The sequence below is a fragment of the Streptomyces murinus genome, assembly GCF_002154555.1.
In the GTDB taxonomy this organism is placed as follows: Bacteria; Actinomycetota; Actinomycetes; order Streptomycetales; family Streptomycetaceae; genus Streptomyces; species Streptomyces murinus.
On the sequence record NZ_MUNF01000335.1, the window covers coordinates 1 to 11,196 of the forward strand.

The 11,196-nt window shown below is 69.6% G+C and carries 14 protein-coding genes and 1 pseudogene; 6 read left to right on the plus strand and 9 right to left on the minus strand.

Translation table 11 applies throughout. From position 1 onward, the window contains the following. Both CCN72_RS41705 and CCN72_RS20610 read left to right on the plus strand, forming a co-directional pair. A pseudogene (locus tag CCN72_RS41705) lies at nt 1-144 on the plus strand (CHAD domain-containing protein); the annotation flags it as partial. Then, entirely contained in the window at nt 141-560 is a 420-nt protein-coding gene (locus CCN72_RS20610; RefSeq protein WP_086808796.1) for an NUDIX hydrolase, read from the plus strand. The pseudogene CCN72_RS41705 and the gene CCN72_RS20610, both read left to right, overlap by 4 nt. Nucleotides 561-576: 16 nt before the next feature. Here CCN72_RS20610 and CCN72_RS20615 read toward each other — a convergent pair whose 3' ends face one another. The 3 genes from CCN72_RS20615 to CCN72_RS20625 all read right to left on the minus strand — a co-directional run bounded on the left by CCN72_RS20615 (nt 577) and on the right by CCN72_RS20625 (nt 2,953). Next, nucleotides 577-975: a hypothetical protein gene (locus tag CCN72_RS20615; protein WP_086808797.1), complete on the minus strand. Its 399-nt coding sequence runs from the start codon at nt 973-975 to the stop codon at nt 577-579. Nucleotides 976-1,326: 351 nt separating this feature from the next. Then, nucleotides 1,327-2,325 (minus strand): inorganic phosphate transporter, encoded by a 999-nt coding sequence (locus CCN72_RS20620; RefSeq protein WP_086808798.1) that lies wholly within the window; start codon nt 2,323-2,325, stop codon nt 1,327-1,329. Nucleotides 2,326-2,332: 7 nt separating this feature from the next. Next, nucleotides 2,333-2,953, minus strand: coding sequence for a DUF47 domain-containing protein (locus CCN72_RS20625; protein WP_037653474.1), 621 nt, complete (start codon nt 2,951-2,953; stop codon nt 2,333-2,335). Nucleotides 2,954-3,186: 233 nt separating this feature from the next. On the opposite strand from CCN72_RS20625, the gene CCN72_RS20630 reads away from it, so the two are divergent. Next, nucleotides 3,187-3,531 carry a metal-sensitive transcriptional regulator gene (locus CCN72_RS20630; RefSeq protein WP_085565448.1) on the plus strand — a complete coding sequence of 115 codons (345 nt, stop codon included), beginning with the start codon at nt 3,187-3,189 and terminating at the stop codon, nt 3,529-3,531. A gap of 16 nt (nt 3,532-3,547) precedes the next feature. Here the strand turns inward: CCN72_RS20630 and CCN72_RS39685 are convergent, their stop codons facing one another. Together CCN72_RS39685 and CCN72_RS20635 are read right to left on the minus strand one after the other, a co-directional pair. Beyond that, a complete protein-coding gene (locus CCN72_RS39685) occupies nt 3,548-3,709 on the minus strand; it encodes a hypothetical protein (RefSeq protein WP_167408700.1) in 162 nt (53 codons plus the stop codon). Nucleotides 3,710-3,839: 130 nt separating this feature from the next. After that, nucleotides 3,840-4,706: an SCO4651 family lipoprotein gene (locus CCN72_RS20635; RefSeq protein WP_086808799.1), complete on the minus strand. Its 867-nt coding sequence runs from the start codon at nt 4,704-4,706 to the stop codon at nt 3,840-3,842. A 113-nt stretch (nt 4,707-4,819) separates the two neighbouring features. On the opposite strand from CCN72_RS20635, the gene CCN72_RS39690 reads away from it, so the two are divergent. Next, nucleotides 4,820-4,978, plus strand: coding sequence for a hypothetical protein (locus tag CCN72_RS39690; RefSeq protein ID WP_167408699.1), 159 nt, complete (start codon nt 4,820-4,822; stop codon nt 4,976-4,978). 168 nt (nt 4,979-5,146) lie between these two features. Then, nucleotides 5,147-5,329: an NUDIX hydrolase gene (locus tag CCN72_RS20640; protein ID WP_244174345.1), complete on the plus strand. Its 183-nt coding sequence runs from the start codon at nt 5,147-5,149 to the stop codon at nt 5,327-5,329. A gap of 93 nt (nt 5,330-5,422) precedes the next feature. Here the strand turns inward: CCN72_RS20640 and pstB are convergent, their stop codons facing one another. The 4 genes from pstB to pstS all read right to left on the minus strand — a co-directional run bounded on the left by pstB (nt 5,423) and on the right by pstS (nt 9,555). Next, nucleotides 5,423-6,199 carry a phosphate ABC transporter ATP-binding protein PstB gene (gene pstB / locus CCN72_RS20645; protein ID WP_086808800.1) on the minus strand — a complete coding sequence of 259 codons (777 nt, stop codon included), beginning with the start codon at nt 6,197-6,199 and terminating at the stop codon, nt 5,423-5,425. Between the two features lie 37 nt (nt 6,200-6,236). Further along, entirely contained in the window at nt 6,237-7,298 is a 1,062-nt protein-coding gene (gene pstA, locus CCN72_RS20650) for a phosphate ABC transporter permease PstA (protein ID WP_086808801.1), read from the minus strand. Next, nucleotides 7,295-8,299: a phosphate ABC transporter permease subunit PstC gene (gene pstC / locus CCN72_RS20655; protein WP_086808802.1), complete on the minus strand. Its 1,005-nt coding sequence runs from the start codon at nt 8,297-8,299 to the stop codon at nt 7,295-7,297. Before pstC ends, pstA begins: the two co-directional genes overlap by 4 nt. 125 nt (nt 8,300-8,424) lie before the next feature. Further along, on the minus strand, nt 8,425-9,555 hold the full coding sequence (pstS, locus tag CCN72_RS20660) for a phosphate ABC transporter substrate-binding protein PstS (protein WP_086808803.1): 1,131 nt from the start codon (nt 9,553-9,555) through the stop codon (nt 8,425-8,427). A gap of 330 nt (nt 9,556-9,885) precedes the next feature. Between pstS and CCN72_RS20665 the strand changes: the two genes are divergently transcribed. Continuing rightward, a partial coding sequence (locus CCN72_RS20665; RefSeq protein WP_086808804.1) for an FAD-binding oxidoreductase occupies nt 9,886-11,196 on the plus strand: 1,311 nt, incomplete at its 3' end.

Consider the following 11,196-nt stretch of genomic DNA (forward strand, 5'->3'; position numbering starts at 1 on the left):
GCCCAGGCCGCCCGCACCCCCCGGATCGCCCCCGCCACGGCCTACGCCCTCGGCGTCCTGCACGCGGACCAGCGCCATGAGGTGGAGGCGGCCCGGTTCGCCTTCCAGCGCGCCTGGCAGCGGGAGGCGGTGGAGACGGTATGAGCGACACCCCGGTACGGGCCGCGGGCTGCGTCCTGTGGCGCCGTACCCCCGCCGGGGCCGTCGAACTGGCCCTGGTCTACCGCCCCAAGTGGTCCGACTGGTCCTGGCCCAAGGGGAAGCTGAAGCGGGGCGAGAGCGCCGAGGCGGCCGCGCTGCGCGAGGTCGAGGAGGAGACGGGCCACACCTGCCGGCTCGGCACCGGCCTGCCGACCGCCCGCTACCTCGACCACGCGGGCCGCCCGAAGGAGGTCACGTACTGGACGGCCGAGTCGACGGGCGGCTCCTTCACCCCCAACGCCGAGGTCACCACCCTCCTCTGGCTCCCCCCGGCCGAGGCCCGCGACCGTCTGACGTATCCCCACGACAGGGACCTGATCCTTCCGGCACTGGCGGCGATCGCGGGGGTTCCGCGCTGACCGGATGTCCCGGGGGTCAGGCCACCAGCGCGGCGTGCAGCGCCCTGAATGCCTCACAAAGTTCCGACGTGGCGATCGGGTCGATCTCCATCTGCAAATGACACACGTCGTCGTCGCCATTCGGAGTCAGACGCACAAAAAAGGCGAAACCGTCCCCGACGGGCTCCGCCGTCAACCTCAGCGGATTGTTCCGACCGGGAGTCACCGCGGCGGAAAAGCGTCCACCCGACGGCGCGCGCAGGTGAGAGAGCATGCGGACCGCGAAGTCCACGACCTCCGCAACGCTGAGATCCACGGCGAAGTCGGCTGTCAGCCACGAGCACCAATCGGCGGTGACCTGCCAGCTCTCACCATCGTTCCGAGCCAGTTCCAGCCACACGTCATCGCTGCCGAGTCGTATCCGCGGCTCTTCCATCGCGCCCCTCCGACCTCCGTGCCTGGGCTCAAGATCCTATGAGCACCAGCAGCCACTCCCCTGCGCAACGGAGGCCGAAGACCCGTCCGCCCGTGCCGACGATTCCGACTGGGTGATGGAACCCGGTGGCTGGGCCGGCTGGATGGCTCCTGGTGCAATCAGGACGTCCTGGTCACCGGCGATCTCACGGTGCCGGTGCTCGCGGCCGGAGAGATCGCGGCGAGGCACAGCCGTTTCCCGCAGTACGCCGGCTGACGTCCCGGCCCGCGGGGCAGAAAGAAGCCCACCCTCTCGTCGGCCCTGCGGCCGGGCGAGAGGGTGGGCAGGAGGGGAAGAGGGAAGGGGGGACGGTCAGAGGACCGTCAGCTTCACCAGGCCGAAGGCCAGTGCGGCGACCAGCGCGGCCGCCGGCATCGTGATGAACCAGCCCAGGACGATGTTCTTGGCCACGCCCCAGCGCACCGCGTTCACCCGCTTCGTCGCGCCGACGCCCATGATGGCCGAGGTGATGACATGCGTCGTGGAGATCGGCGCCTTGAAGAGGTACGCCGTACCGAACATGATCGATGCGCCCGTCGCCTCCGCGGCGAAGCCCTGCGGCGGGTCCAGTTCGATGATCTTCCGCCCGAGCGTGCGCATGATGCGCCAGCCGCCGGCGTACGTACCGAGCGACAGCATCATCGCCGAGACCAGCTTCACCCACACCGGGATCGGGTCGTCGTACGTGGCGTGCCCGGCGATGACCAGGGCCATCACCACGACACCCATCGTCTTCTGGGCGTCCTGGAGACCGTGGCCGAGCGCCATGCCCGCCGCGGAGACCGTCTGCGCTATGCGGAAGCCCCGCTTGGCCTTGTGCGGATTGGCGCGGCGGAAGAGCCACATGATCAGCAGCATCACGAGGTAGCCGACGATCAGACCGACGACCGGGGACAGGAACATCGGCACGATGATCTTGTCGACCACGCCGTCCCAGTGGACCGCCGTACCGCCCGCGAGCGCCGCACCGACCAGGCCGCCGAACAGCGCGTGCGAGGAGGACGAGGGCAGGCCGTAGTACCAGGTGACCAGGTTCCAGGCGATCGCGCCGAGGAGCGCGGCGAAGAGGATCCCCATCCCCGTACCGCCCGACGGCGTCTCGATCAGCCCCTCGCTGACGGTCTTGGCGACCCCGGAGCCGAGGAACGCGCCGGCGAGGTTCATCACGGCGGCCATCGCCAGCGCCGCCCGCGGGGTCAGCGCCCGCGTGGACACCGACGTGGCGATCGCGTTCGCCGAGTCGTGGAAGCCGTTGGTGTAGGTGAAGAGAAGCGCGACCGCTACGGTCACGACCAGAGCCAGGGTGTCCATCGACGCCTCAGGACTCCTTGACGGCGATGGTCTCCACCGTGTTCGCCACGTGCTCGAACGCGTCCGCCGCCTCTTCCAGCACGTCCACGATCTGCTTGAGCTTCAGCACCTCGATCGCGTCGTACTTGCCGTTGAAGAGGTGCGCCAGCAGCTTGCGGTGGATCTGGTCGGCCTGGTTCTCCAGACGGTTGACCTCGATCCAGTACTCGGTGAGGTTGTCCATGGTGCGGAGGTTCGGCATCGCCTCCGCGGTCAGCTCGGCCGCGCGGGCCAGCACCTCGATCTGCTGCTCGACGCCCTTGGGCAGTTCCTCGACCTGGTACAGGACGACGAGGTCGACGGCCTCCTCCATGAAGTCCATGATGTCGTCCAGGGAACCGGCGAGGGCGTAGATGTCCTCACGGTCGAACGGCGTGATGAACGAGGAGTTCAGCTGGTGGAAGATCGCGTGCGTGGCATCGTCACCTGCGTGTTCCGCTGCCCGCATACGCTCTGCGATCTCGGCCCGGGCGGAGGAGTCCGCCCCGAGCAGTTCCATCAGGAGTTTCGAGCCGGTGACGATGTTGTCCGCGGAAGCGGCGAACATGTCATAGAAGCTCGTCTCCCTGGGGGTCAGACGAAAGCGCACGTGGGGTCCTCGGGGTGCTTCGGTTTCGGTCAGGCTGATGCTAGGCGCATCATCCGGCCACGGCTATCGGGCCGCCCTCCAGTGTCGCCCATCGAGCAGAGCGATCATCACGGGGGCGTACCAAGGCCCCCATACCCAGCAAAATTCGGTACCATATACCCAGTAGGGGTATGCCGGGTGATATGTCCCCCGGTGTGTGACCGAGAACACCCGTCCCGAGATGGAGGCCCGCTATGACGACCACCGAGGCCGGCGCCACGGCACCCTCCGAGCAGACGGACTGCGGTGAGCACGCCACGCACGGTTACCACAAGCAGAAGGACGAACACCTCAAGCGCCTGCGCCGGATCGAGGGCCAGATCCGCGGCCTTCAGCGGATGGTGGACGAGGACACCTACTGCATCGACATACTCACCCAGGTCTCGGCCTCCACCAAGGCGCTCCAGTCCTTCGCGCTCCAGCTGCTGGAGGAGCATCTGCGGCACTGCGTGGCGGACGCGGCCCTCAAGGGTGGGGACGAGATCGAGGCGAAGGTGGACGAGGCGACGAAGGCGATCGGCCGCCTGCTGCGCACCTGAGGCCCGCTGCGGCGCCTCAGCTGTCTCGTTCCCGTCGTTCCACCCGCAGTACCTCGTCGATGCTCTCCAGGCTGAGCCGGTCCTCTGCGGCCGAGGCCGCGATGATCAGCTCGCCGCACAGCTCGATCTCGGCGAGGGCCACATGGTCCTGAACCGCCGTACCGCCGACCGCCGCCACCCGCCTCACCTCTTCCCTGACGTCACCGAACTCCTAGGGTAGGAGGCGGTTTACCTACCGCGCATGGCACGGACGGGCTACTTACGGGGTGGCGTCAAGGGACTAGTACGGGGTCGGCGAGTGGCCGGATTCAGGCCCCGTCGGTCCCCGCGTCCTCCGCGATGCGGCCGGCGTAGATGTCCCTCTCGTGCGGCAGCGCGACGACGGCGGGGGCGCCGAAGTCGTACAGCAGGGTCGTCGAGGTGACCGCGACGGGCGTCTTCTGCCGGCCGTTGACGAAGCTGAAGCGCTGACGCAGCTTGCGCAGACGGCCCTGGTCGTCCAGATAGGCGTCGAAGGGCACCTGCGCCGTGGCGAACCCTTTCGCCGCGGCTGCCAGGGATTTCCGCACGTCCGCGGGTGCGTACCGGGCCGCGCGGGCGAGGTCGGCGGTGCCCCGGTAGTGCCGTACCGGAACGCCGGCCAGCTCGGTACGGCCGACATAGCTCGCCCGCCGGGTGCCGCGCAGCACCTCGGCGGCGGTGTACGGGTCGGTGACGCCACCGGTGACCAGATTGCCGTCGGAGAGCGTGCCCGTCTCCACCCGCACCCATTTGTCGGCGGGCACCCCGGCCCCCCGGTTCTTCATGAACAGGGCGCCGGGCGCGAGGAGTTCGGTGAGCGGGCGGTGCTCCTCGGCGCCCGCAGGGTCCTCGGGCAGTACGACGGTGAGCCGGCCGAGCCGGTGGACGTAGTCGTAGACCCCCTTGCCGCGGATGGTGACCCGGGTGCCGCCCGTGGCCATCTCCATGGCGGTGCCTGCCTTGGAACTGCCCGCGTCGGTCAGCGCCGCGGCGGCGCCGGTCAGCAGGGTGATCGGATCGCCCGCGCCGCTGCTGACGTCCTCGGCGGGGAGCCCGAGGTCCGAGCAGCCGCCCACGCCCGTGCCCAGCGCGAGCGTGAGGCCCAGCGCGCCGGCCGTTCTGACCGTGCGCCGTCTGTACTGCCGCCGTTCCATCGCCCTGCCTTCCCCCAGCCGGTACGTCCGTTACGGCCCCCCTGTCGTCCGTTAACGACGAGTAGGGGACTGCCGTCACGCTCTGCCCTTGGCTTCTCGGTACGGTGGACGGCGTGGCGGAGCAGGACGCGCGGGACCCGGACCATCTGACGACGACGACCGAACAGGGCCGCTTCTGCGTGGCCCACTGCACCTGCGGCTGGCGCGGCCCGGCCCGCAGAGCACGCAGCCAGGCGAGAACGGACGCGACCCGGCACGAGAGCGCCCGCTAGCGCACAGCCGCACGGTCGCCGGATCATCGGTGAACTCCTCGCCACCCGGGGCCGGTTCTCCGCGCGTCGCGGAACTGTGGACCCGAGGCACTCCGGTACGGGGAGATCGTCGGCGTCGTCTGGACGTACAGCAACCCGCGTCATGTCGTCGCCTACGACGACGGTGAGGTGCGGCAGGAGTTCTCCGTCTGCTTCCTGGCGCGGGCGACGGCCGGGCGGCCGACCGTGTCCGAGGAGTCCACGGACGTCCGCTGGTTCCGGCCCGCGGAAGTCGACTCGCTGCCGATGGTCACCGGCATCCGCAAGCGCGTGAACGACTGGCGTGAAGGCACCATGCCCGCTGCCCGGTAGAAACGCCGTGGGCCCGCCCCCGGAGTCCGGGGGCGGGCCCTTTGCATCCTCCCGGTGGCACCGCCATGCAGCACCGGTGAGGAAATCGGGGGATCAGCCGAAGCGGCCGGAGATGTAGTCCTCCGTCGCCTGGACCGACGGGTTGGAGAAGATCCGCTCCGTGTCGTCGATCTCGATCAGCCGGCCGGGCTGACCGACCGCGGCGAGGTTGAAGAAGGCCGTGCGGTCGGAGACACGCGCCGCCTGCTGCATGTTGTGCGTGACGATGACGATCGTGAACCGTTCCTTCAGCTCACCGATCAGGTCCTCGATCGCGAGCGTGGAGATCGGGTCGAGCGCGGAGCACGGCTCGTCCATCAGCAGCACCTTGGGCTCGACCGCGATCGCCCGGGCGATGCACAGCCGCTGCTGCTGGCCACCGGAGAGGCCGGCGCCGGGCTTGTTCAGCCGGTCCTTGACCTCGTTCCAGAGGTTCGCGCCCTTGAGCGACTTCTCGACGACGTCGCTCAGCTCGCTCTTGCGGTAGTTGCCGTTCAGCCGGAGACCGGCCGCCACATTGTCGAAGATCGACATCGTGGGGAACGGGTTCGGGCGCTGGAAGACCATGCCCACCTCGCGCCGCACCGACACCGGGTCGACCCCGTTGCCGTACAGGTCCTCGTCGTCGAGCAGCACCTTGCCCTCGACCCGCCCGCCCGGGGTGACCTCGTGCATACGGTTCAGCGTGCGCAGGAACGTCGACTTGCCGCAGCCGGAGGGCCCGATGAACGCCGTCACCGAGCGCGGCTCGACGGTCATCGAGATGTCCTCGATCGCCTTGTGGGAGCCGTAGTAGGCGGTCAGTCCGCTTACGTCGATTCGCTTGGCCATTACTTGCTTCACTTCCGTCAGTCGCTGAGGGGCCGCGTCAGCGACCGGTCTTCGGGGCCTTCCAGCGGGCGATGCCGCGGGCCGCCAGGTTGAGGATCATCACGAAGGCGATCAGCGTGAGCGAGGCCGCCCAGGCACGGTCGAACGCCGCCGTGGAACCGGAGCTCTGCGAGTACTGCTGGTAGATGTACAGCGGCAGCGACTGCTGGGCCCCCGAGAACGGGTTGTTGTTGATGAAGGAGTTGCCCCACACCAGCAGCAGGACCGGCGCCGTCTCACCCGCGATACGGGCGATGGCCAGCATGATGCCCGTGGTGATGCCGCCGATGGAGGTCGGCAGGACCACCTTCAGGATGGTGCGCCACTTGGGCACACCGAGCGCCAGGGACGCCTCGCGCAGCTCGTTCGGTACGAGCTTGAGCATCTCCTCCGTGGAGCGGACCACGACCGGCATCATCAGGATCGCCAGCGCCAGCGAGCCGGCGAAGCCGAAGGGCTGCAGGTCGGCCATCAGCATCAGGCTGAGGATGAACAGACCGGCGACGATCGACGGGATGCCCGTCATGACGTCGACGAAGAAGGTGACCGCGCGGGCGAGGCCGCCGCGGCCGTACTCCACCAGGTAGACCGCGGTGAGCACACCGATCGGCGCGCCGATCAGGGTGGCGAGGCCGACCTGCTCCAGGCTGCCGATGATCGCGTGGTAGATGCCGCCGCCCGGCTCGGAGTCGGCGACGACGCCCATGGAGTGCGTCAGGAAGTAGGGGTCGAGGACCTTCACACCGCGCTTGACGGTCGTCCAGACCAGCGAGACCAGCGGGACCACGGCGAGCAGGAAGGCGACCCACACCAGCGAGGTGGCGATGCGGTCCTTGGCCTGGCGCCGGCCCTCCACCGCGGAGGCGATGACATAGGTGCCGAGGACGAACAGCAGCGCGGCGATCAGGCCCCACTGGATGTGGCTGGTCAGGCCGGCGCCCTCGCCGATGCCCGCCGCGACCACGATCGCGCCCGCGGCGATCGCCCACGGCGACCACTTCGGCAGGCTGGCGCTGCGCAGCGAGCTGCGGCGCTTGTCGGTGACGGCTGCGGTGCTCATGCGTTGGCCCCCGAGTACTCCTTGCGGCGGGCGATGATCGCGCGGGCCGCGCCGTTGACCAGCAGGGTGATGACGAACAGGACCAGACCGGAGGCGATCAGCGCGTCACGGCCGTCCTGGGTCGCCTCGCCGAACTTGCTGGCGATGTTCTGCGCGAAGGTGCCGCCGCCCGGGTCGAGCAGGCTGGTCTGGATGTCGAAGGTCGGGGAGAGGACCGTGGCCACGGCCATCGTCTCGCCGAGCGCGCGGCCGAGGCCGAGCATCGAGGCGGAGATCACGCCGGAGCGCCCGAAGGGCAGCACCGACATGCGGATGACCTCCCAGCGGGTGGCGCCGAGGGCCAGTGCGGCCTCCTCGTGCATCCGCGGGACCTGGCGGAAGACCTCGCGGCTCACGTTGGTGATGATCGGCAGGATCATGATCGCGAGCAGGATGCCCACGGTGAGCATCGAGCGGGGCGGGCCGCCCTGCCAGGAGAGGATCCCGGTCCAGCCGAAGTAGTCGTTGAGCCAGCCGAACAGGCCGTTCAGGTGCGGTACCAGGACCAGGGCGCCCCACAGGCCGTACACGATGGACGGCACCGCGGCGAGCAGGTCGATCACATAGGCGACCGGGCCGCTCATCCTGCGGGGGGCGTAGTGCGTGAGGAACAGCGCGATGGCGACCGCGACGGGCACGGCGAGGGCCATGGCGACGATCGAGGAGACCACCGTGCCGAAGGCGAGGACCGCGATGCCGAACGACGGCGGCATCAGGTTGGTGTTCCACTCGAAGGTGGTCAGGAAGTTGCCGTGGTCCTTGCTGATCGCGAGGGACGCGCGGTAGGTGAGGAAGACCGCGATCGCGGCCATGATCACCAGAAGCAGGATGCCGGAGCCGCGGGACAGCCCGAGGAAGACGCGGTCACCGGCGCGGGTGGCGCCGCGGTTCGCGCTCTTCTTCGGTTCGGCGGTCGGCTGGGGTGCGGGGGGTGGTACGTCGGTTGTCTTCGTTATGTCCATCGGGATCTCCGGTCTGCGGAGCCGCTCGTCCCGGTGGGGGCGGGCGACTCGTGGCGGCGGTGCACCGGACGGTGCGGCCCGGCCCGCGGGGAGGCCGTGGGACCGGGCCGCACTCTCGGATCAGGTCAGCTCAGGCCCGCGATGGTGGTGCGGACCTTGCCGATGATCGCGTCGGGCATCGGCGCGTAGTCGATGCCGCTGAGGAGCTTCTGGCCGTCCTCGGAAGCCATGTAGTTGAGGAACGCCTTGACGGTGGGCAGGGTGTCGGCCTTGTTGCCCTTGTCGCAGGCGATCTCGTACGTCACCAGGGTGATCGGGTAGGCGCCGTCGGCCTTGGTGTTGTAGTTCAGCTGGAGCGACAGGTCGCTGCCGGTGCCGACGACCTTGGCGTCGGCGATGGCCTTGGTGGCGCTGTCGGTGCTGGGGGCGACCGGCTGGGCGGCACCGGTGCTGATGCTCACGGCCTTGACGCCGTCACCGACGTACGACAGCTCGAAGTAGCCGATGGCGCCGTTGGTCTGCTTGACCTGCTGGGCCACGCCCGAGGACTGCGCGGCGGACTGGCCGCCCTTGGCCTGCCAGGTCTTGCCGCCCGAGTACTTCCAGTTGTCGGGGGTGGCGGCCTTCAGGTACTTGGTGAGGTTGTCCGTGGTGCCGGAGTCGTCCGAGCGGTGGAACGCCTGGATCTTCAGGTCGGGAAGCTTCGCCGAGGGGTTCAGCTTCTTGATCGCGGCGTCGTTCCAGTTGGTGATCTTGCCGTCGAAGATCTTGGCGAGGGTCGGGGCGTCCAGGACGAGGTTGTCCACGCCGTTCAGGTTGTAGCCGATGGCGATCGGGCCGCCGACCATCGGGAGGTCGATGCCCTGGCCGCCGGAGCAGACCTTCTTGGACGCGGCGACCTCTTCGGGCTTGAGCGCCGAGTCGGAGCCCGCCCACGGGATCTGGCCCTGGGTGAAGGAGGTCACACCGGCACCGGAGCCGCCGGCCTTGTAGTTGATCTGCACGCCGCAGGCCTGCGAGAAGTTCTTGACCCAGGCGTCGATCGCGTTCTTCTGCGCGGAAGAGCCGTCCGAGAGCAGCTGGCCCTTGGCGCCGTCGCACTTGATGGAAGAGGCGTTGGAGGCCGAGGCGCCACCCGAGGGCTTGGAACCGCCGCCGTTGTCGTCGGAGCCGCACGCCGTCAGGGCCAGGGCGCCGGAGACGGCGAGAGCACCGAGGGTCACGGCGCGCAGCCGGTTCTTGCGCTGAAGCTTCACGTTCGGGAGTTCCTTCCAGGAGCCGCCGCTGTCGGCGGCGTGCGAAGTCGTGGTGCGGGGAGCGCATCCGAACCGCACTCCGCACCGGGTAAGGCCGAAATTAGGCAGATCAGGTGAAGCGGCCGAAGGCCATAAATGAACGGCGGGTGAACCCCTGCCGTCGGCCCGGTGAGGTCACGGAATGCTCACGGGGAGGGCACGCGCCGATTCCGACGACCGGGGCACAGGCACACATATGCGATGTCCGGCACCCGTACGGGGGAACCCTGCCGTACCTGCCGTCGTCTCGTCTCCCGGAGGCCACTTTGGCCGCGGAAAGGCGACGGAGACATGGAACGGCGTACGTTCATCTCGGGCGGCGCGGCCGCGCTGGCGACGACGGCACTGACCGCGTGCGGTACGGGCGGGGGGCACTCCGCCGCGGCCCAGGCACACTCCCCGGGCGCGTCCGGGGCTTCCTCGTCGTCGCTCACGGCGATGAGGACCACCAGCGCGAGCGGTACGGCGGGGGCGAGCGGCCCGGCCGACTGGACCGCCCTCGGCCGGGATCTCGACGGCTCCCTGGTGCGGCCCGGCGACGCCCAGTGGAAGACCGCGCACCAGCTGTACAACACCCGCTTCGACGGCCTGAAGCCCGCCGCGGTCGCCTACGTCGCGCACGCCGCCGACATCCGCACCGTGCTGTCGTACGCGAGGAGCCGGCACATACCGGTGTCGATACGCAACGGCGGCCACTCCTACGCCGGTTACTCCTCCGGCGACAACCGGCTGATCGTCGATGTCTCGCGGCTGAACCGGATACGGGTCAGCGGCGGCCAGGCGGTGGTCGGCGCCGGTGCCAAGCTGATCGACGTGTACCGGGGCCTGGCCGCGAAGGGCGTGACCATACCGGCGGGCTCCTGCCCCACGGTCGGCGTCTCCGGCCTGGTGCTCGGCGGCGGCCACGGGGTCGTCTCCCGCGCGTACGGCCTGACCTGCGACAGCCTCACCCAGGCGACCCTGGTCACGGCCGACGGCAAGCAGCTCACCGCCGACGCGACACAGCACTCGGACCTCTTCTGGGCGCTGCGCGGGGCAGGCAACGGCAACTTCGGCGTCGTCACCGAGCTGCACTTCCGCACCCATCCGGCGCCGCAGGCGGTCACCGCGTATCTGTCCTGGCCATGGGCGAAGGCGGCGGCGGTGCTCAAGGCGTGGCAGGAGTGGGGGCCGACGCAGCCGGACGAGATCTGGTCCTCCCTGCACCTGGCGTGCGCGCCGGGCGGCAAGCCGACGATCTCCGTCTCCTGCTTCTCCATCGGCACCTACAACGAGCTGAAGAACGCGGTGGACCGCCTCGCCCACCAGGCAGGGGCCAACGCCACCTCCGTCTCCCTGCACCGGCGGGGCTACGAGGAGGCGATGGAGATCTACGCCGGGTGCTCCTCCTTCTCCGCGGGGGCCCAGTGCCATCTGCCCGGCAGCACGCCGGGCCGCTCGGCGCAGGGGGCGCTCGGGCGGGAGACGTACGCGGCCCGCTCCGACTTCTTCGACCGGTCCCTGTCCGCGGCCGGCATCCAGACGGTGCTGCGGCAGATCGCGGGGGTGCGGGGCGGGGCGGGCAGCGTCGCGTTCACGGCGCTGCCCGCCCCGCCCCGCACC

Excerpts from the sequence above, each read along its gene's own strand:
- CCN72_RS20610 (WP_086808796.1), top strand. The coding sequence starts at position 141 with ATGAGCGACACCCCGGTACGGGCCGCGGGCTGCGTCCTGTGGCGCCGT.
- CCN72_RS20615 (WP_086808797.1), bottom strand. The coding sequence starts at position 975 with ATGGAAGAGCCGCGGATACGACTCGGCAGCGATGACGTGTGGCTGGAA.
- CCN72_RS20620 (WP_086808798.1), bottom strand. The coding sequence starts at position 2,325 with ATGGACACCCTGGCTCTGGTCGTGACCGTAGCGGTCGCGCTTCTCTTC.
- CCN72_RS20630 (WP_085565448.1), top strand. The coding sequence starts at position 3,187 with ATGACGACCACCGAGGCCGGCGCCACGGCACCCTCCGAGCAGACGGAC.
- CCN72_RS20635 (WP_086808799.1), bottom strand. The coding sequence starts at position 4,706 with ATGGAACGGCGGCAGTACAGACGGCGCACGGTCAGAACGGCCGGCGCG.
- pstB (WP_086808800.1), bottom strand. The coding sequence starts at position 6,199 with ATGGCCAAGCGAATCGACGTAAGCGGACTGACCGCCTACTACGGCTCC.
- pstA (WP_086808801.1), bottom strand. The coding sequence starts at position 7,298 with ATGAGCACCGCAGCCGTCACCGACAAGCGCCGCAGCTCGCTGCGCAGC.
- pstC (WP_086808802.1), bottom strand. The coding sequence starts at position 8,299 with ATGGACATAACGAAGACAACCGACGTACCACCCCCCGCACCCCAGCCG.